At 61.2% G+C, this 18,370-nt stretch carries 18 protein-coding genes; 16 read left to right on the forward strand and 2 right to left on the reverse strand.

Annotation, left to right across the window (positions count from 1 at the left end):
- The 12 genes from FCL40_RS02155 to rlmB all read left to right on the forward strand — a co-directional run bounded on the left by FCL40_RS02155 (window position 1) and on the right by rlmB (window position 13,480).
- Window positions 1–1,320, forward strand: a complete 1,320-nt coding sequence (locus tag FCL40_RS02155; protein WP_136850878.1) for an N-acetylmuramoyl-L-alanine amidase — start codon at window positions 1–3, stop codon at window positions 1,318–1,320.
- 10 nt (window positions 1,321–1,330) lie between these two features.
- Window positions 1,331–3,193, forward strand: a complete 1,863-nt coding sequence (mutL, locus tag FCL40_RS02160; RefSeq protein ID WP_136850880.1) for a DNA mismatch repair endonuclease MutL — start codon at window positions 1,331–1,333, stop codon at window positions 3,191–3,193.
- Between the two features lies 1 nt (window position 3,194).
- Window positions 3,195–4,121, forward strand: a complete 927-nt coding sequence (gene miaA, locus FCL40_RS02165; protein ID WP_136850882.1) for a tRNA (adenosine(37)-N6)-dimethylallyltransferase MiaA — start codon at window positions 3,195–3,197, stop codon at window positions 4,119–4,121.
- A 95-nt stretch (window positions 4,122–4,216) separates the two neighbouring features.
- A complete protein-coding gene (hfq, locus tag FCL40_RS02170; RefSeq protein ID WP_136850884.1) occupies window positions 4,217–4,477 on the forward strand; it encodes an RNA chaperone Hfq in 261 nt (86 codons plus the stop codon).
- A gap of 17 nt (window positions 4,478–4,494) precedes the next feature.
- Complete coding sequence (gene hflX, locus FCL40_RS02175; RefSeq protein WP_136850886.1) at window positions 4,495–5,781, forward strand: ribosome rescue GTPase HflX; 1,287 nt, start codon at window positions 4,495–4,497, stop codon at window positions 5,779–5,781.
- Window positions 5,782–5,887: 106 nt separating this feature from the next.
- Entirely contained in the window at window positions 5,888–7,018 is a 1,131-nt protein-coding gene (gene hflK, locus FCL40_RS02180) for an FtsH protease activity modulator HflK (RefSeq protein ID WP_136850888.1), read from the forward strand.
- Between the two features lie 3 nt (window positions 7,019–7,021).
- Window positions 7,022–7,906, forward strand: coding sequence for a protease modulator HflC (gene hflC, locus FCL40_RS02185; RefSeq protein ID WP_136850890.1), 885 nt, complete (start codon window positions 7,022–7,024; stop codon window positions 7,904–7,906).
- Between the two features lie 61 nt (window positions 7,907–7,967).
- Window positions 7,968–8,156 carry a DUF2065 domain-containing protein gene (locus FCL40_RS02190; RefSeq protein ID WP_136850892.1) on the forward strand — a complete coding sequence of 63 codons (189 nt, stop codon included), beginning with the start codon at window positions 7,968–7,970 and terminating at the stop codon, window positions 8,154–8,156.
- Between the two features lie 62 nt (window positions 8,157–8,218).
- A complete protein-coding gene (locus FCL40_RS02195) occupies window positions 8,219–9,514 on the forward strand; it encodes an adenylosuccinate synthase (protein WP_136850894.1) in 1,296 nt (431 codons plus the stop codon).
- Between the two features lie 80 nt (window positions 9,515–9,594).
- Window positions 9,595–10,224, forward strand: coding sequence for a tetratricopeptide repeat protein (locus FCL40_RS02200; RefSeq protein WP_136850896.1), 630 nt, complete (start codon window positions 9,595–9,597; stop codon window positions 10,222–10,224).
- A 53-nt stretch (window positions 10,225–10,277) separates the two neighbouring features.
- Window positions 10,278–12,743, forward strand: a complete 2,466-nt coding sequence (rnr, locus tag FCL40_RS02205; RefSeq protein WP_136850898.1) for a ribonuclease R — start codon at window positions 10,278–10,280, stop codon at window positions 12,741–12,743.
- The gene (gene rlmB, locus FCL40_RS02210; protein WP_136850900.1) at window positions 12,743–13,480 is read left to right on the forward strand and encodes a 23S rRNA (guanosine(2251)-2'-O)-methyltransferase RlmB; all 738 of its coding nucleotides are present in this window, start codon (window positions 12,743–12,745) and stop codon (window positions 13,478–13,480) included. The genes rnr and rlmB overlap by 1 nt, the downstream gene beginning before the upstream one ends.
- Before the next feature lie 58 nt (window positions 13,481–13,538).
- Here the strand turns inward: rlmB and FCL40_RS02215 are convergent, their stop codons facing one another.
- A complete protein-coding gene (locus FCL40_RS02215; RefSeq protein ID WP_136850902.1) occupies window positions 13,539–14,291 on the reverse strand; it encodes a DUF481 domain-containing protein in 753 nt (250 codons plus the stop codon).
- A 274-nt stretch (window positions 14,292–14,565) separates the two neighbouring features.
- Here FCL40_RS02215 and rpsF point away from each other — a divergent pair, with 274 nt between their 5' ends.
- The 4 genes from rpsF to rplI are packed head-to-tail and all read left to right on the forward strand — an operon-like array spanning window position 14,566 to window position 16,008.
- Window positions 14,566–14,964, forward strand: a complete 399-nt coding sequence (rpsF, locus tag FCL40_RS02220; protein WP_136850903.1) for a 30S ribosomal protein S6 — start codon at window positions 14,566–14,568, stop codon at window positions 14,962–14,964.
- A 5-nt stretch (window positions 14,965–14,969) separates the two neighbouring features.
- Window positions 14,970–15,278 carry a primosomal replication protein N gene (priB, locus tag FCL40_RS02225; protein WP_136850905.1) on the forward strand — a complete coding sequence of 103 codons (309 nt, stop codon included), beginning with the start codon at window positions 14,970–14,972 and terminating at the stop codon, window positions 15,276–15,278.
- Window positions 15,279–15,289: 11 nt separating this feature from the next.
- On the forward strand, window positions 15,290–15,517 hold the full coding sequence (gene rpsR / locus FCL40_RS02230) for a 30S ribosomal protein S18 (RefSeq protein WP_028109942.1): 228 nt from the start codon (window positions 15,290–15,292) through the stop codon (window positions 15,515–15,517).
- A 41-nt stretch (window positions 15,518–15,558) separates the two neighbouring features.
- Window positions 15,559–16,008 (forward strand): 50S ribosomal protein L9, encoded by a 450-nt coding sequence (rplI, locus tag FCL40_RS02235; RefSeq protein ID WP_136850907.1) that lies wholly within the window; start codon window positions 15,559–15,561, stop codon window positions 16,006–16,008.
- 141 nt (window positions 16,009–16,149) lie between these two features.
- On the opposite strand, the gene FCL40_RS02240 is transcribed toward rplI, so the two are convergent.
- Complete coding sequence (locus FCL40_RS02240) at window positions 16,150–18,354, reverse strand: S46 family peptidase (RefSeq protein WP_136850909.1); 2,205 nt, start codon at window positions 18,352–18,354, stop codon at window positions 16,150–16,152.
- Window positions 18,355–18,370 lie beyond the last annotated feature (16 nt).

The raw sequence follows: 18,370 nt of genomic DNA on the forward strand, positions 1-18,370 counted from the left end.
ATGAGACGAAACTGGGGACACCGGCTGTTGGCCTTTTGGGGGCTGACGCTCTGTTTGGGGATCATTCCGGGCCTGGCCCGGGCCACCGACATCGACACTATCCGCATCTGGCCCGATAGCAATCGGACCCGGGTGGTGTTCGATCTCTCAACGGCCCCCAGTTACGACAGCTTCAGGTTGGACTCCCCCGAGAGGCTGGTCCTGGACCTCAAGGGGGGCAGACTCAACGCCAAGCTGTCCGACCTCAAGTTCGACTCCCCTCAGCTCAAACGGATCCGCAGCAGTCAGCCCCCCAAGGCGGGTACCCTGCGCCTGGTGCTGGATCTCAAGCAACCGGCCTCCCACAAGGTGTTCAAGCTGGGCCCCAAGGGGAACTACGGCCACCGGCTGGTGATCGACCTGATGGCGGCGTCGTCTGGCAAGCCCGTTGCCAAAAGCAGCCAACCCAAGCCCGGACGCAAGGTGGTGATCGCCATCGATGCCGGTCACGGAGGCAAGGACCCCGGCTCCATCGGTCCCTCCGGCACCTATGAGAAGAACGTGGTACTGCCCATTGCCCGCAAGCTGAGAGACAAGATCAACGCGGCCCCGGGGTTCGAAGCGATCATGGTGCGTTCCGGTGACTACTTTGTCTCCCTGGATCGGCGTTCGGAGCTGGCCAGGGAGAAGCGGGCCGATCTGCTGTTGTCCATCCACGCCGATGCCTTCACCTCGCCCCAGCCCAAGGGGGCGTCGGTGTGGGTGTTGTCGAAGCGGCGGGCTAACTCCGAGATGGGTCGCTGGCTGGAGAAAGACGACAAGCTGTCGGAGCTTCGGGGCATCGGTGAGGTGATCTCCGCCAGTGGCAGTGATGATCCTCATCTGCAGCGTACCTTCCTGGACCTGGCCCGCGAAAATTCCATGGTGGAGAGCCAGGCCATTGCCGAACAGATGCTGCGCCGAATCGGCAAGATCACCAAGCTGCATAAACAGGCGCCTCAGCACGCCAGCCTGGCGGTGCTCAAGTCTCCGGATTTTCCCAGCCTGCTGATTGAAACCGGTTTCATCTCCAATCCAAGCGAGGAGAAGAAACTGCGCAGCAGCGCCTACCAGAACAAGATGGCCGATGCCATTGTGCAGACGGTCAAGGCCTACTTCACCGATAACCCCCCCCGGGACGCACTGTTGGCACAGACCCGAACTCACAAGGTGAAGTCGGGCGATTCGCTTTCCCGCATCGCCCAGAAATACCGGGTGAGTGTGGCGGCCATTCGCAGTGCCAACCGGCTGACGTCTGACACCATCCAGGTGGGACAGACCCTGACCATTCCCCGCCTCTGAGGATCCCCCTATGCCCATTCAGATACTGCCGCCGCAGCTGGCCAACCAGATCGCGGCCGGCGAGGTGGTCGAGCGCCCCGCCTCGGTCGTCAAGGAGCTGGTGGAGAACTGCCTGGATGCCGGTGCCAGCCGCGTCGACATCGAAGTGGAGCGGGGCGGCAGCAAGGCGATGGTGATCCGCGACAACGGCCTCGGCATCGCCGAGCAGGAGCTGCCCCTGGCCCTATCCCGCCATGCCACCTCCAAGGTGGCCAGCCTGGAGGATCTGGAGAGCATCCTCAGCTTTGGCTTTCGCGGTGAGGCACTGGCGTCCATCAGTTCGGTCTCCAGGCTGACCTTGACCTCCAGGACCCAGGAGCAGGAGCAGGGGTGGCAGGCCTACGCCGAGGGCCGGGAGATGGCGGTGAAGCTGCAACCGGCGGCCCACCCGGTGGGCACCACAGTGCAGGTGGAAGATCTGTTTTTCAATACCCCTGCCCGCCGCCGCTTCCTGAGGGCGGACAAGACCGAATTTAACCACATCGACGAACAGCTGCGTCGCATCGCCCTGGCCAAGCCGACGGTGCACTTCACCCTCAGTCACAACGGCAAGTCGGTGCGCCAGTACCGTCCCGCGCGTACCGAGCGACAGCACCAGCAGCGACTGGGGGCCATCTGCGGCCACCGCTTCGCCGACGCGGCCCTGGCCATCGGTGCCGGCAACGACCAGTTGCAACTGCACGGTCATCTGGCCATCGGCGATGGCCATCAGCAGTTCAATGAGGTTCAGTACTTCTACGTCAACGGCCGGGTGGTCAGGGATCGTCTGGTCAACCATGCTTTACGTCAGGCGCTGGAACTTCACGGACAGCGACTGGATGCCGGCTATGTGCTGCACCTGGAGCTGCCGCCCCAGGAGGTGGATGTGAATGTGCACCCGGCCAAGCATGAGGTGCGCTTCCATCAGGCGCGCTACGTGCACGACTTTATCCTTCAGGGGCTCAGCGATGCCGTCGCCCAATTGGTCCGGGGTGCACCTGGAGTGGGAGAGGAAGCCGGAGAGTACCTAATATCACCGGCCCAGAGCGACAGCGACGCGGTTCGCTCACCTGCTGCCGACCTGGGTGTCCAAGAGCAGTCGAGCGCACCGCGGACAGGCTATGGCAGCGGTTTTTCGGGTTACGGGGGAGCCCCAGGTGAGAGGGGGGGCGAACGTTCCACTGCGGGGCCCGCCGCAGCGACGGGGTATAGTCCCGCTCCGCTGCAGCCGGCCCCGAGCCGGGACGCGGTGAGCAATTACGGTGACCTGATGCGCTCCGAGCGCGGAGCCGAGCCCGTGGTGGCGGGACAGAAGCAGGAGTCGTGCTGGCGTTGGCTGACCCAACTGGACGATCAGTGCGCTTTATTTGGCCGTGGCGATCAACTAAGATTGCTGCCCCTCAAGGCCCTGGCCGACGCGGTTCTGCGCCGGGAACTGGCCGAGCGCCTGCCTCAGGGACTGGTCGGTCAGCCCCTGTTGCTGCCGGTCTCCGTCTCCCGGGCCGATGCCTGGGACGGTGTGCTGGAGTCGCAGCTTCCCCTGCTGAAGCGTCTCGGCCTGGAACTGGCGGAGCAGAAGCAGCGGCTGATCATTCGCAAGGTCCCGGCTCTGCTGCGCCAGGCCAACCTGGCCCAGGCGGTGCCGGAGCTGCTGCAGTGGCTGGCCTCCTTCCCGGCAGGCGAAGCGCCCAACAACGATGCCCTGGTGGCCTGGCTGGCGGAGCACTCGGTCCAAGAGAGCACGGATGCCGAAGCGTTATGGCACCGTTGGCAGCAGCTGCCCGGGGCCGATATTGAAACATTGTTGATCAGCCGGGGCCGGGCACTGCCCTGGCGCACCCAGCTGGAGTCCTGATATGAGCAACACTCTGCCACCGGCCATCTTCCTGATGGGACCGACGGCGTCCGGCAAGACCGACCTGGCCATCGAGTTGTGCCAGCGTCTGCCTTGCGACCTGATCAGCGTTGACTCGGCGATGATCTATCGGGAGATGGACATCGGTACCGCTAAGCCCAGCGCCGAAGAGTTGGCGCTGGCGCCGCACCGGCTGATCGATATTCTCGATCCTGCCGAAGCCTACTCGGCGGCTGATTTCCGCACCGATGCGCTCCGGGAGATGGCCGAGATTACCGCCTCAGGCCGGATCCCGCTGTTGGTGGGGGGGACCATGCTCTATTACAAGGCATTGCTGGAGGGGCTGTCGCCGCTGCCCGGTGCCGATCCAAAGGTTCGGCAAAATATCGAACAAGAGGCGGAAAGCCTTGGTTGGGCCGAATTACACAGGCAGTTGTCAGAGATCGACCCGGTTGCCGCTGAGAGAATCCACCCCAACGATCCGCAACGATTGTCGCGGGCTTTGGAAGTCTATAGAATTAGTGGCGAAACTCTGACAGAGCTGACAAAACGCAAGAGCGAGCCCTTGCCTTATGAAGTCAGCCAGTTTGCCATTGCCCCGGAGCAGAGAGCGCGCCTGCATGAGCGGATCGAGCAGCGATTCCACCTGATGTTGGAGGCAGGCTTCGAGCAAGAGGTGCGTCGGTTGTACCAGCGGGGGGACCTCCATCCGACTCTGCCGTCCATCCGTTGCGTCGGTTACCGCCAGATGTGGTCTTTCCTGGCTGGTGACGATGACTACGATCAGATGACGCAGAAGGGGATTGCTGCGACCAGGCAGTTAGCCAAGAGGCAGATTACCTGGTTGAGGAGCTGGTCCGATCTGCAGTGGTTGACTTCAGAGTCTGCAGGTAATGTGGATAAACTGTTACGTGGACTCGCCATCTAACTTGACATAGGCTATAACTACCATCAGCTCAGTTAGATGTTGCTTGCAGACTGGTTATTAAAAGCAATTAGAATATTATTAGTTAAGGAATCATTATGGCTAAGGGGCAATCCTTACAAGATCCGTTTCTGAACGCTTTGCGTCGTGAACGGGTACCAGTATCTATTTATCTGGTAAACGGAATTAAGCTGCAGGGACAGATTGAGAGCTTCGATCAGTTTGTGATTCTATTGAAGAACACCGTGAGCCAGATGGTTTACAAGCACGCCATCTCCACTGTGGTTCCCGGCCGTCCATTTAATATGAACCAGAGCCAGCCGAGCGGTTACAATCAACAGGATCAAAATCAAGGTTAACAGCCAGGAGTGTCTGCTTGTTTGAGCGGTATGAGGCAGGCGAACGCGCTGTACTTGTTCATCTGAACTTCTCCCGAGAGGGGGATAGAGAAGACTTGGAAGAGCTGCAACTCTTGGTATCCTCCGCAGGCGTTGACGCCTGCGGAGTTGTTACCGGCGCACGCTCTTCTCCCCATCCCAAATATTTCTGTGGTGCCGGCAAGGCGGAAGAGATCGCGGCCCTGGTCCAGGCGGAGCAGGCCGATGTGGTGATCTTCAATCATGCCCTTTCCCCGGCCCAGGAACGCAACCTCGAAGCCCTGATGAAATGCCGCGTGCTGGATCGCACCGGCCTGATTCTGGACATCTTTGCCCAGAGGGCACGAACCCACGAAGGTAAGCTGCAGGTCGAACTGGCCCAGTTGCGCCATCTCTCCACCCGACTGGTGCGGGGCTGGACCCACCTGGAGCGTCAGAAGGGCGGGATTGGCCTTCGCGGTCCGGGAGAAACCCAGCTGGAAACTGATCGGCGCCTGCTGCGTGAACGTATCAAGACCATCCTGCGTCGGTTGGAGAAGGTGGCCAGGCAGCGCGAGCAGGGGCGACGCTCCCGCGCCCGGCGTGAGATCCCGACTGTGTCCCTGGTGGGCTATACCAACGCCGGCAAGTCGACCCTGTTCAACCTGGTCACCGATTCCGGGGTGTACGCCGCAGACCAGCTGTTTGCCACCCTGGATCCGACCCTGCGCAGGATCGAGATCGACCAGGTCGGTCCGGCGGTGCTGGCGGATACCGTGGGCTTCATCCGTCACCTGCCCCATGATTTGGTGGCGGCCTTCAAGGCAACCCTGCAGGAGACCCGGGAGGCGGATCTGCTGCTGCACGTTGTGGATGCCCATGACCAACGAGCCGTCGAGAATATCGAAGAGGTTCATCGGGTTCTTCAGGAGATTGAGGCCGATGAGATCCCGCAGTTGCTGGTTTACAACAAGGTGGACCTGCTGGAGGAGGCGGTGCCCCGCCTAGACAGGGACGACCAGGGACGGCCGATTCGGGTGTGGATGTCCGCCCAGGCCAACCTGGGGCAGGAGTACCTGTTCGAGGCGCTCAGCGATCTACTCAGTAGGCAAATTGTTGAACTATCATTGAAACTGCCACCAGCTGAACAGAAATGGCTCAACGTTTTCTTTGAACTCAGCGCGGTTCAAAAGAGTCAATACGACGAGGAGGGCAACTGTCTGCTGACCGTTTCCCTGCCCGAATCGGAGTGGCGCAGGCAGGTGAAGGCGTCTGAGGGAAGGCTGGAGCACTTTATCATCCAGTAATTGCCTGATAAATTAGCGTTAAACCTCTAGCTATCGGCCGGGGGCGCGATGTCCGTCAGAGGCGGGCGCTGCCACTGGAGTTCGATAAGACATTACGGAGAACTACATGGCCTGGAATGAGCCTGGAAATAAGGGAAATGACCCGTGGGGGAACCGCGGCGGTAATGATCAGGGACCACCGGACCTGGATCAGGTCTTCCGCAAACTCACTTCCCGCTTCGGCGGCAACCGGGGAGGCGGCGGCATCAACGCGGCCGCCGTCGGCATCGCCGTCATCCTGCTGGCCCTGGTGTGGGGCCTGTCCGGCTTCTACAAGATTGAGGAAGCGGAGAGGGGCGTAGTGCTGCGCTTCGGTCAGTACTATGAGCAGGTCGGTCCCGGCCTGGGCTGGAAGGCCACCTTTATCGATGAGGTGATTCCGGTCAACGTCAACAACATCCGCGAACTGCCGGCCTCCGGCATGATGCTGACCATGGATGAGAATGTGGTGGCGGTGCAGATGAAGGTGCAGTATCGCATCACCGATCCCCGCGCCTACCTGTTTAACGTGACCAATCCCGACGAGTCCCTCAACGAGGCGATGGACAGTGCCCTGCGCTACGTGGTTGGCCACACCACCATGGACGACATCCTGACCACAGGCCGTGAGCAGGTGCGTCAGGACACCCGTGTTGAGCTGGAGGGGATCATCGAGCCCTATGGCCTGGGTCTGACCGTGGTGGACGTCAACCTGCTGCCCGCCCGTCCGCCAGAGGAGGTGAAGGACGCCTTCGATGACGCCATCTCCGCCCAGGAGGATGAGGAGCGTTTCGTGCGCGAGGCGGAAGCCTATGCCCGTGCCGTCGAGCCTGAAGCCCGAGGCCGGGTCCAGCGCATGGAGCAGGAGGCGACCGCTTACCGTGAGCGTGTCACCCTGGAAGCCCAGGGTGAGGTTACCCGCTTCGTTCAATTGCTGCCCCAATATCTGGCGGCGCCCGAGGTGACTCGCGAGCGCCTCTATCTGGAGACCATGGAGAAGGTGTTTGGTAACACCTCCAAGGTGATGGTCGATACTGAGGGCAACGGCTCCATGTTCTACCTGCCCCTGGACAAGATCATCGAGCGCTCCGGCAGTAAGAGTGCCCCCAAGGTGGGAGCCTCACAGATGAGCGAGAGCGACTCCCAGCCCTCCGGCACTTTTAATACCAACCGCGGCGCCAACAACCGCGGCGGCAGCATCCGTCAGGGGAGGAACTAAGCCATGAGACCCGCAGCTATTGTTACCCTGGTCCTGGTGTTCTTCCTGGGCCTGTCCAGCCTGTTCGTGGTCAGCGAAGGTGAGCGCGGCATCGTCAAGCGCTTCGGTAAGATCGCCAAGGATGCCGAAGGGGCCACCGTGGTTTACGAGCCCGGCTTGCACTTCAAGGTGCCGCTGATCGACTCGGTGATCCGTATGAATGCCCGGATCCTGACCCTGGATGCGCCGGCGGACCGCTTCGTGACCTCCGAGAAGAAGGACCTGATGGTGGACTCCTACGTGAAGTGGCGCATCATCGATTTCGAAAGGTTCTTCCTCTCCACCTCTGGCGGCAACCAGTTGCAGGCGGAAGCGCTGCTGCAGAGCAAGATCAACAACGGCCTGCGCAGCGAGTTCGGTTCCCGCACCATCTCAGAGATCGTGTCCGGCAGCCGTGACGAACTGCAGCAGGAGGCGCTGAAGGCGGCCTCCGACAGTGCCCTGGAGCTCGGTATCAAGGTGGTCGACGTACGGGTGAAGCAGATCAACCTGCCCCGAGAGGTGAGCCAGTCGATTTACGACCGGATGCGCGCAGAGCGTACCGCCGTGGCCAAGGAGCACCGCTCCCAGGGCCGAGAGAAGGCCGAGATCATCCGGGCCTCGATCGATGCCAAGGTAACGGTGATGCTGGCCGAGGCGGAGAAGAAGGCCAGGACCCTGCGCGGTCAGGGGGAAGCCCAGGCGGCCAAGGTTTACGCCGATGCCTACAACCGGGAACCTGAGTTCTACAGCTTCATGCGCAGCCTGGAAGCCTACGCCAAGTCCTTCGACAGCAAGCAGGACGTACTGGTGGTCTCCCCGGACTCCGATTTCTTCCAGTATATGAAGGGTACCAACAAGGCCAAATGATCGAGGCCTGCCTGAAAAGCCCGGCCCGCCGCCGGGCTTTTTCATTGAAGGAGAGTCACTTATGTCTGAGTCCTGGCTAATTGCCCTGGGATTGCTGCTGCTGATGGAGGGGATCGGCCCGGCGCTGTTCCCCCGTCAATGGCGGGCGGCGGTCTCCGAATTGAGCCGTCAACCCGACGCCATGCTGCGGCGCATCGGCGGTGCCCTGGTGACTGCGGGTGCGGTAATAATGTACATTTTTTCTCGATAACGGCTGTTTTGCTCAGGCTGTTTTGCTAGAATCCTGCTTTAACCACCGACTCTGTATCCATAATGAGCAAAAACGTTGTTGTTCTCGGCACCCAGTGGGGTGACGAAGGCAAAGGCAAGGTCGTCGACCTGCTGACTGATAAATCCTCCTACGTAGTGCGTTATCAGGGTGGCCACAATGCCGGCCATACCCTGGTTATCAACGGCGAAAAGACCGTCCTGCACCTCATTCCATCGGGTATTCTCCGCGAAAACGTCAAGTGCATCATCGGTAACGGTGTAGTGCTGGCTCCCGATGCCCTGCTGCGTGAGCTGACCATGCTGAAGGAGCGTGGTGTGCCGGTCGAGGAGCGTCTGCTGATCTCCGAAGCCTGTCCGTTGATCCTGCCCTACCATGTGGCGGTGGACCAGGCCCGCGAAGCGGCCCGGGGCAGCAAGGCGATCGGCACCACCGGTCGCGGCATCGGCCCCGCCTACGAAGACAAGGTGGCCCGTCGTGCGCTGCGTGTCGGTGACCTGTTCGACGCCGAACGCTTCGCCGAGAAGCTGAAAGAGGTGCTGAGCTACCACAACTTCATGCTGACCGAATACCACAAGGTCGAGCCCGTCTCCTTCGATGAGGTGTATGAGCAGGCGATGTCCGTGGCGGATCTGCTGAAGTCCATGGTGGTGGACGTGACCGACTTGCTGGACAAGGCCCGCAAGGCCGGGGAGCCTATCCTGTTCGAGGGCGCCCAAGGCACCCTGCTGGACATCGACCACGGCACCTATCCCTATGTGACCTCCTCCAACACCACCGCCGGTGGTGTGGCTACGGGTTCCGGTTTTGGCCCCAACCGCATCGACTATGTGCTGGGGATCATCAAGGCCTACGCCACCCGCGTCGGCGGCGGTCCCTTCCCCACCGAGTTGGACGACGCGGTCGGTCAGCACCTGGGTGAAAAGGGGCACGAGTTTGGTGCCACCACCGGCCGCCAGCGTCGCTGTGGCTGGCTGGACATCGTGGCGATGCGCCGCGCGGTTCAGATCAACGGCATCACCGGCCTGTGCCTGACCAAGCTGGACGTGCTGGACGGCCTGGAAGAGCTGAAGCTGTGCACCGGCTACAAGATGGCCGATGGCAGTGTTGTCGAGGTTCCGCCCCTGGCTGCCGAAGACTACGAAACGGTCGAGCCCATCTATGAAAGCCTGCCCGGCTGGAAAGAGAGCACCTTCGGTGTGGTGGAACATGACCGGCTGCCCCAGGCGGCATTGGACTACATCGCCCGCATCGAACAGCTGCTGGAGGTCCCCGTGGACATCATCTCCACCGGCCCCGACCGGGTAGAGACCATGATTCTGCGGAATCCATTCGCCTGACGGCGATAGTGACGGGGCCATCTGGCCCCGTTATGCTATGTTGGACTACAGATTGAACACCCCGGGCCGATAACCTGAGTATGAGACGACTGCTGCTGCTGCTGACAACCCTGATGCTGATGGCCCCTGCCCGTGCGGAACTGCAGGCGGTGGAGCTGTACTCACAGGATGCGCTGCTGCAGATGCTTCGCGCCAACACCCACCTGATGCAGATGCGCCGGGATGAGTGTCAGCTGGTGGAGGACGTGCGCGCCCACGCCAAGGTGCTCAAGGAGCCCGCCTACCAAATGCTGTGGGCCGACATGCTGATGTACGGCGTCTGCATCGACAAGGATGTCCGTGAAGGGTTCTATTACCTGGAGACGGCGTCGGAATCCGGCCTGCCCGATGCCCTGGAGCAGCTGGCCCGCTACTACCGCATCGGCAAGTTCACCCTGGTGAACAATGAGCTGGCGGTACACTACTACAAGCTGGCGTCGGAGCAGGGCCACCTGCGTGCCCGCTTCGATCTGGTACGCATGTACCTCAGGGGGCATGGTGCTCCCCGGGACTACCCCCAGGCCTACCGCTGGCTGTTCGAGGAGGTGTACCGGCGAGAGGAGGATCAGCAGCTCGCCGCCACTCTGCTGGCTCAACTGGAGCCGTTGATCCCGCCCCGTGAAGTGGCCGCCATCCGCGCCGATCAGAAATTTCAGGATAAGTACCGCTGATTGTCGGTATACTTGAAGCTAAATTCCCTATTTTTCTACGAGAATATTTACTATTGGATAAAAACGATCCCCATTATCAGCGCGAGGCTGAGAAGTACGAAAACCCGATCCCCAGCCGGGAGTACCTGCTGCAGTTGATCACCGAAGGCCGCGGCCTGATTGGCCGCGACGAGCTGGCTGCCGAGCTGGGCCTGGAGGGTGAGCAGTATATCGCCCTGATGCGCCGACTGCGCGCCATGGAGCGCGATGGCCAACTGGTCTACACCCGCAAGGGGCGTTACGGCATCCCGGAGAAGATGGATCTGCTCACCGGTACGGTGATCGGCCATCGCGACGGTTTCGGCTTCTTCCGCCCCGATGACGGCAGCCAGGACCTGTTTCTGACCGAGCGCACCATGCACAGCGTGCTGCACGGCGACCGGGTCATGGCTCAGGGGGATCGCCATGATCGCCGTGGTCGCCAGGAGGGACGGATCGTCCGGGTGCTGGAGCCGAGAAACCCGATGATCATCGGCCGCTACTTCACCGAAGACGGGGTCGGCTTCGTGGTGCCCGATGACCGGCGCATCAGCCAGGATGTCCTGATCCATGAAGGGGACCGAATGGGGGCGCGTCTCGGCCAGGTGGTGTCCGTCGAGCTGGTCCAGCGCCCCGGACGTCACACCCATGCCAGGGGTAAGGTGATTGAGGTGCTGGGGAACGACATGGATCCCGGCATGGAGATCGAGATCGCCCTGCGTAACCATGATCTGCCCCATCAGTGGCCTCAGGCGGTGCTTAGCGAGGTGGCGGCGATCGACGACGAGGTGGCCGAAGAGGACAAGAGGGGCAGGGAGGACCTGCGCCATCTGCCCCTGGTGACCATCGACGGTGAGGATGCCCGTGACTTCGACGATGCGGTCTACTGTGAGAAGAAGCGCGGCGGTGGCTGGCGGCTGTGGGTGGCCATCGCCGATGTCAGCCACTATGTGCGCACCGGCACCCCCCTGGATGATGAGGCGATCAAGCGCGGCAACTCCGTCTACTTCCCGGCCCAGGTGATCCCCATGCTGCCGGAGAAGCTCTCCAATGGACTCTGCTCCCTGAACCCTGGCGTCGACCGCCTGTGCATGGTGGCGGAGATGACCGTTTCCAGGGGAGGCAACCTCTCCGGCTTCAAGTTCTACCCGGCGGTGATGCACTCCCACGCGCGCCTGACCTACACCAAGGTGGCAGCGATGCTCGATGGCGATCAGCGCCTTCAGCAGCGCTACGCCGGCATCCTACCCCACCTGCAGGAGCTGCACCGGCTCTACGGCGCCCTGGATGAGGCGCGGCTGAAGCGTGGTGCCCTGGTGCTGGAGACCACCGAAACTCAGTTTATCTTCAACGCCGACCGCCGCATCGAGCAGATCGTGCCGCGGGAGCGCAACGTGGCCCACAAGATGATCGAGGAGTGCATGATCCTCGCCAACGTGGCCGCCGCCAAGTTCGTCAAGAAGCACAAGGGGGAGACCCTGTACCGGGTCCACGAAGGTCCCAGCGAGTCCAAGCTCAAGTCCCTGAGAGACTTCCTTGGTCAGCAGGGGTTGCACCTGGGTGGCGGCGAGGAGCCCCAACCGAAGGATATCGCCAAATTGCTTGCCTCTCTGGAGGGGCGGGGCGATGCCGAACTGGTGACCACCATGGTACTGCGCTCGATGAAGCAGGCGGTCTACAGCCCGGATGACCAGGGCCACTTCGGCCTGGCGCTGCAGGGTTACAGCCACTTCACCTCCCCCATTCGCCGCTACCCGGACCTGATTCTGCACCGGGTGATCCGTGCCCTGCTGGTGAAGGACCAGGGCCTGATTCGCAAGGCGATGGACAAGATGAAGGGACGCGGCCAGGATGGCGCCGCCGTGCACTATGGTACCCAGCAACTGGTGGAACTGGGCGATCACTGCTCCCTGACCGAACGCCGTGCCGACGACGCCACCCGGGACGTGTCCGACTGGCTCAAGTGCGAGTTCATGCAGGATCACGTGGGAGATAGCTTCGACGCGGTGATCAGCGGCGTCACCAGCTTCGGCCTGTTTGTGCGCCTCAACAGATATCACATCGATGGCCTGGTGCACATCTCCAGCCTGGAGAACGACTACTTCCATTTCGACGCGGTGCGTCAAGGGCTCTACGGTGAGCACAGCGGCAAGCGTTATCGTCTTGGTGATGAGGTTCGGGTGAAGGTGTTGTCCGTGAAACTGGACGATCGTCAGATCGAGCTGGGCATGGTGGAGGAGAAGGGCGTCGGCAAGAAGATGAAGGCCAAGGCCAAGTCCAGCCGTAAGCCGGCCCAGAAGCAGCCTCAAAAGCCAGCCGAGAAGCAGTCGCAGAAGGGGCCCTACAAGGCTGGCGACGCCAAAACCAAGGCCAAGGGCAAGTCCGGTCGCGGCAAGGGCGGCAAGCCCCACTCCGACGGACGCGCCCAGGGCGGCCAGAAACAAGCCACGGGCCGGGATAAGCCGGCCAAGCAGAAGAGTAATAAGCGGAACAAGCGGTAATGAAACAAGAGATGGTGTTTGGCCTCCACGCGGTGGAGGCGCTGTTGCAGTCTGAACCTGAGCGGATTAAGGCGATCTGGCTGCTCAAGGGGAGGGACGACGAGCGCCTGCACAGGATTCTGCAGTTGGCCAAGCAGAATGGCATCAGCTGCCAGCCTGCGGCACGCAAGGCCCTGGACGACAAGGCGGGTTCGCCTCAGCACCAGGGAGTGGTCGCCGCCGCCAAGCCCGCCCCGGTGAAGGGAGAGGCCGAGCTGGCCGCCCTGCTGGACGGGGTGGCGACGCCGCTGCTGCTGATACTCGATGGCGTCACCGATCCCCACAACCTGGGCGCCTGCCTGCGCAGCGCCGACGCCACCGGTGTCCATGGGGTGGTGGTGCCCCGGGATCGCTCCGCCAGTCTGGGGCCGGTGGTGCGCAAGGTGGCGGTGGGCGCTGCCGAGTCCGTGCCGCTGTTCCAGGTGACCAACCTGGCCCGTACCATGAGGGATCTTCAGGAGCGGGGGATCTGGATCGTCGGCACCGCCGGTGAGGCGGCCCATGACCTGTACCAGGCCAAACTGAACGGCCCCCTGGCGATCACCATGGGCGCCGAAGGCAAGGGGATGCGTCGTCTGACCCGGGAGCACTGCGATGAGCTGATCTCCATCCCCATGGCCGGGGTGGTTACCAGCCTCAATGTGTCGGTGGCCACCGGCGTCTGCCTCTATGAAGCGGTGCGTCAGCGCCGCAGCTAGGAGTGGCTTGGAACAACAAGGGCGCCGTTTGGCGCCCTTGCTGATCCTGGCGGGCGCCTTAGAAGGTGTAGAGCAGGTTGACCGTGGAGATGATGTCGGTACGTTCGCTGTTCTCCGGTACCCGGTCGGTGAACTTGAGGTCGGTACCGATCTTCAGAGCCAGATCCGCCCACAGCTGGTTGCGGATGGACATCTTCAGGGTCGCTACGGTGTTGCGGTTACCGGTTTCCACCGCCCCCTCGGTGTTGAAGGTGGTGTACTCGTGCAGCCGCTGGGAGAACTTGCCGGAGAAACGGGCAATCCCCTCGTCGGTGGAGCGTCTGCCTCCCTGGTCGGCATCGGTCAGGTTGGGCTCGTTGTACCGGTAACCGCCACCCACTTCCAGAGAGAGCTTGGTGTGGCGCCTATCGACAAGGGTGGAACCGTACCCGGCGGAGTAGATCTGCTGGCGGGTGAAGGAGCCGAACTTGTCCCAGAGCAGTTCACTACGGCCATAGATGTAGTTGCTGCCGCCGAGCTTGTAATCCAGCTGATACTCCAGGGTGTACTGCTCGGCGGTGGTACTCTGGTTGTCCGAGGCAAAATAGGCCTTGAGAACGGTTTCATGCTTGGCGGCGTCGGCATCGTACACCAGCTTTCCCCGGCCGTTGAAGTTACTGGATTCGGAGTTGCCGGAGGTGAACTGCAGACCCAGTTCGACTTCGGCGTCGAGGCGGTCTTCGGGCTCCTTATATTCAGGCGGCACCAGGGCCAGGGCCTGGGGCGCCACAAGCAGCAGCGGCAGCGGCAGCCAGTAGGGTGTCTTTAACACTGTGTTTGTGCACTCTTGTCATTATGGGGTGAGCCCGTTGCGGGCCTGTAGCAGTGACACAGTGTACTCTGCCCCAGGCACCAGGGAAAGGCGTCGCTCAACCGGCGTCGTGGCCGGTGGTCTGTGCTAAACTCCGCTGCGGATTGGCCAATCTCCTTGCCCGGCGGGCGGGATTGCTGTAATATGCGCCGGCTAATCAGCCGAAACCCTTTTTGTTCCTTGCCTCTAGGTCCGGCTGAGCCTGCAAGAGGCTGAATAACCGTAAGGATCAATAATGCGTCATTACGAAATCGTATTTATGGTTCACCCTGATCAGAGTGAACAGGTTCCTGGCATGATCGAGCGTTACACCGCTACCATCACCAAAGATGGTGGTTCTGTAACCCGTCTGGAAGACTGGGGCCGTCGCCAGCTGGCATACCCAATTGAGAAGCTGCACAAGGCTCACTATGTGCTGGTTAACGCCGAAGCTACCGCTGAGGCCATCGAGGAGCTGGAAACTGCTTTCCGCTTCAACGATGCCGTTATCCGCAGCATGGTAATCCGCACCAAGGGCGCCATCACCGAGCCTTCCGCCATGGCGAAAGCCAAGGAAGAGCGTCGTGAGCGTGAAGAGCGTCGCGAAGCCAAGCCTGCTCCTGCACCTGCTGCTGAGGAAGCCAAGGCCGAGTAATCGCTGTGAATACCAACCGCCTGGAGCTGACGGGCACCGTCCTTCGGCCTCCTAAACGGGCAACCGGTATCAACGGAGTTCCCCACGGGTACTTTGTGATGGAGCACCGCTCCATGCAGCAGGAGGCGGGACTGAATCGTCCGGTCTACTGCAAGATACAGGTGGTCGTCAGCGGTCGGGAAGCACAGCCTTTACTGGATTCATTGGACTCAGGTCAGCCGATCCGGGTGGCGGGATTCCTCGCCTGGCAACAGAGCCGGAATGGCCAAAGCCGCCTGGTATTGCACGCTGACTCAATTGAACCTATTTCATAGGAGATGCCCAAATGGCACGTTATTTCCGTCGTCGTAAATTCTGCCGTTTCACTGCAGACGGTGTAACTGAGATCGACTACAAAGACGTAGCGACTCTGAAAAACTACGTTACCGAAAGCGGTAAGATTGTACCGAGCCGTATCACTGGCACCAGCGCTAAGTACCAGCGTCAGCTGGCTCGCGCCATCAAGCGTGCTCGTTACCTGGCTCTGCTGCCCTACACTGACCTGCAAGGTTAAGTTCGGCATTAGGTTAACCCTTTAAAGTAGAGGAAAAGGTAATGGAAGTTATTCTGCTGGATAAAATTGCCAAGCTGGGCGGTCTGGGTGACAAGGTAACCGTAAAATCCGGTTACGCTCGTAACTACCTGCTGCCTCAAGGCAAAGCGGTATTCGCTAGCGAAGCCAACATCGCTGAGTTTGAAGCTCGTCGCGCCGATCTGGAAAAGAACATCGCTGACAAGCTGGCTGCTGCCGAGGCTCGTGCCGAGAAGCTGGCCGCTCTGGAAGCCGTTGTTATCGCCTCCAAGGCTGGTGACGAAGGTAAGCTGTTCGGTTCCATCGGTACCCGTGACATCGCTGATGCCATCACCGCTGCCGGTGTTGAAGTAGTGAAGTCCGAAGTTCGTCTGCCTGAAGGCGCCCTGCGTCACACCGGCGAATTCGACATCGCTATCGCTCTGCACAGCGAAGTGAGCACCAACGTTAAGCTGAACGTTGTTGCCGAGTAATCTACCGAGTTAATTGGAAGATTGAAAAACACCGCCTAGGGGCGGTGTTTTTTTTTGCTCGAGCCCCTGGGGGGTCGGCCAGCGGCTGATAGCTGGCAACAAAAAAGGCCCCGGCGGGGCCTTTTGAGTGAGCAGCCCGGATCACTTCAGCAGGGTCAGCTCATTCAACAGGTTGTCGGCGTTGTCCACCTGCTCCATCATCCACAGCACGTAGCGGAAGTCGACGTGCACCGCCCGGGTGATCTCAGGGTTGAAGTACCAGTCCTTGGTGATCGACTCGTAGGTGGAGTCGAAGTTCAGCCCCACCAGGTCGCCGTCACCGTTGAGGATGGGGGAGCCGGAGTTGCCGCCGGTGGTGTCGACACTGGATAGGAAGTTCACCGGCACTGAGCCGAAGTGGGCATCGCGGGGTTCTGTACAGGAGAAGATGGAGCAGTGCCAGGCCGGGTTCTGCGCCTTCAGGCTTTCCTGGGCAAAGCTGCCGTAGCGCTTGGCCTTGATGGCGTCTACCACCTTCTCAGGGGCGTTGAAGGGGTAGATGCCGGTGTGTTTCTCCACGATCCCCTCCAGTTTGGTGAAAGGCTGCTTATAGAGGGCATCGGCGGACTGATAGCCGTCCACCATGCCGTAGCTGATGCGCAGGGTGCCGTTGGCGTCGGGGTACACCGGCTGGTTACGGCTGTCGTACCACGCCAGCAGGGCGTCCATCATCGCCGGACGGGCTGCGGTGATCTCGCCGGCCAGGGTCTGGCTCTCCCTGCGGTTGGCTTCGTTGGCTTCGTAGAGGGCGACGGCCATCTGGATGAAGGGGTCCTCGCTGGCCTTGAACGCTTCCACCGGCTGGGTCATCCACTCCAGGCGCTTGGCGCCGTCATGCAGCTCGGTGTTGGCGTAGGCGCTATCCAGGTCCAGGGTGGTCAGCACCTTGTCCAGGGCTTCGGAGCGCAGCGGCTGGTCAAGGTAGGCGTTGATGTCGGTCTGCCATAGGGCGCGGTCCATGCGGGAGTCGTAGCTGCGGGACAGGCGGTTCAGTCGGCCCTGCAGCATCTTCATATCCCGCTCCTGGTAACCCTCTTCACGTTCGGCATCGGGCTTCTGGCGCTCGTTGGCCAGCTTGTAGAGGCGGTTGGCGGTGCTGAGCATGGCGCTGGACTGGGCGTTTTCGAAGTAGAAGGCGCGTTGCTTGTACTCGCGCTGCTTGGCCAGCTTCTGCTCCAGCTCCTCCACCTTGGCCAGCTGTTTGGCGTGCTTGGTGTCGGCCTTGAGCCAATCGATGAACGCCTGCTCACTGGCGCCCTTGATGGCGGGGATGTCGGTCTTGCGGAAGCCGTCCAGCAGACCGTTGAGCTTCTTCATCCGGTTGGCCAGGCTGGCCTTGGTACCGGCGTAGGCGATCTTGATGACGCCATCTTCCATTCCATGCTGATCGATCAGATCGATATGGTGCTGGTAGCGCTTGGCGGCCACCGGATACTGCCAGTCGGAGGCGAACTCCAGTTCGCTCAGCAGTTTGTGACGGCTGGTACGGCCTGGGTAGCCGGCAACCAGCACGCCGTCCCCTTCGCGAACGCCACTGGCATTGATCTTGAGGAAGCTCTTGGGCTGGTAGGGAACATTCTGCTCGCTGTAGGCGGCGGGGGAGCCGTCCGGGGCCACATAGGCGCGCAGGAAGGTGAAGTCACCGCTGTGACGCGGGTACTCGAAGTTGTCGATGTCGTCGCCGTAGGAGCCGACGCTCTGGGGCGGCGCGTACACCAGGCGTACATCGCGAATCATCAGCTGGCGCAGCAGGTAGTACTTCTTGCCGCCGTGGAAGCTGCGAACGTGGCAACGATAGTTGTCGTTGGACTCACACTCCTTCAGCAGGGCCTTACGATTGCCCTGGATGGTGTGGTAACGCTGGTAACCGTCCATCTCGTCGGTGGTGCCAGCGTACACCTTGTCGGTGACATCCTCAATTTTATCCGTAACGTAGAGGCGTTCCTGAGGGCCTGCGGAGGGCTCTTGTTCCATGGAGGTAGCCAGGAAGCCGTCGTCCAGGTAGTTATGCTCTTCGTTGCTGTTAAACTGGATGCCCCGGTAGGCACAGTGGTGGTTAGTGACCACCAGCCCTTTGGGAGAGACGAAGGAGGCGGTACAATAGCCGAGCCCCACCACCGCATTCATCGGATACTGGTTCAGATCGGCCAGCTGCTCCGCCGGCAGGCGGATACCGGCCTGCTTCAGGTCGTCGGCGAGTTGCGGCATCTGCATCGGCAGCCACTGGCCTTCGTTCGCCAGGGCGGGCATGGTCAGGGAGAGGCTCAGCGCCAGTGCTGATACCGAAGAAGAAACTTTGGTTGGCATGGGAGATCCCTTTATT

It is taken from the genome of Ferrimonas sediminicola, from assembly GCF_005116715.1.
In the GTDB taxonomy this organism is placed as follows: domain Bacteria; phylum Pseudomonadota; class Gammaproteobacteria; order Enterobacterales; family Shewanellaceae; genus Ferrimonas; species Ferrimonas sediminicola.

Excerpts from the sequence above, each read along its gene's own strand:
- hflC (WP_136850890.1), top strand. The coding sequence starts at position 7,022 with ATGAGACCCGCAGCTATTGTTACCCTGGTCCTGGTGTTCTTCCTGGGC.
- rpsR (WP_028109942.1), top strand. The coding sequence starts at position 15,290 with ATGGCACGTTATTTCCGTCGTCGTAAATTCTGCCGTTTCACTGCAGAC.
- mutL (WP_136850880.1), top strand. The coding sequence starts at position 1,331 with ATGCCCATTCAGATACTGCCGCCGCAGCTGGCCAACCAGATCGCGGCC.
- FCL40_RS02190 (WP_136850892.1), top strand. The coding sequence starts at position 7,968 with ATGTCTGAGTCCTGGCTAATTGCCCTGGGATTGCTGCTGCTGATGGAG.
- FCL40_RS02155 (WP_136850878.1), top strand. The coding sequence starts at position 1 with ATGAGACGAAACTGGGGACACCGGCTGTTGGCCTTTTGGGGGCTGACG.
- rpsF (WP_136850903.1), top strand. The coding sequence starts at position 14,566 with ATGCGTCATTACGAAATCGTATTTATGGTTCACCCTGATCAGAGTGAA.
- hflK (WP_136850888.1), top strand. The coding sequence starts at position 5,888 with ATGGCCTGGAATGAGCCTGGAAATAAGGGAAATGACCCGTGGGGGAAC.
- hfq (WP_136850884.1), top strand. The coding sequence starts at position 4,217 with ATGGCTAAGGGGCAATCCTTACAAGATCCGTTTCTGAACGCTTTGCGT.
- miaA (WP_136850882.1), top strand. The coding sequence starts at position 3,195 with ATGAGCAACACTCTGCCACCGGCCATCTTCCTGATGGGACCGACGGCG.
- FCL40_RS02200 (WP_136850896.1), top strand. The coding sequence starts at position 9,595 with ATGAGACGACTGCTGCTGCTGCTGACAACCCTGATGCTGATGGCCCCT.
- rlmB (WP_136850900.1), top strand. The coding sequence starts at position 12,743 with ATGAAACAAGAGATGGTGTTTGGCCTCCACGCGGTGGAGGCGCTGTTG.
- rplI (WP_136850907.1), top strand. The coding sequence starts at position 15,559 with ATGGAAGTTATTCTGCTGGATAAAATTGCCAAGCTGGGCGGTCTGGGT.
- FCL40_RS02195 (WP_136850894.1), top strand. The coding sequence starts at position 8,219 with ATGAGCAAAAACGTTGTTGTTCTCGGCACCCAGTGGGGTGACGAAGGC.
- FCL40_RS02240 (WP_136850909.1), bottom strand. The coding sequence starts at position 18,354 with ATGCCAACCAAAGTTTCTTCTTCGGTATCAGCACTGGCGCTGAGCCTC.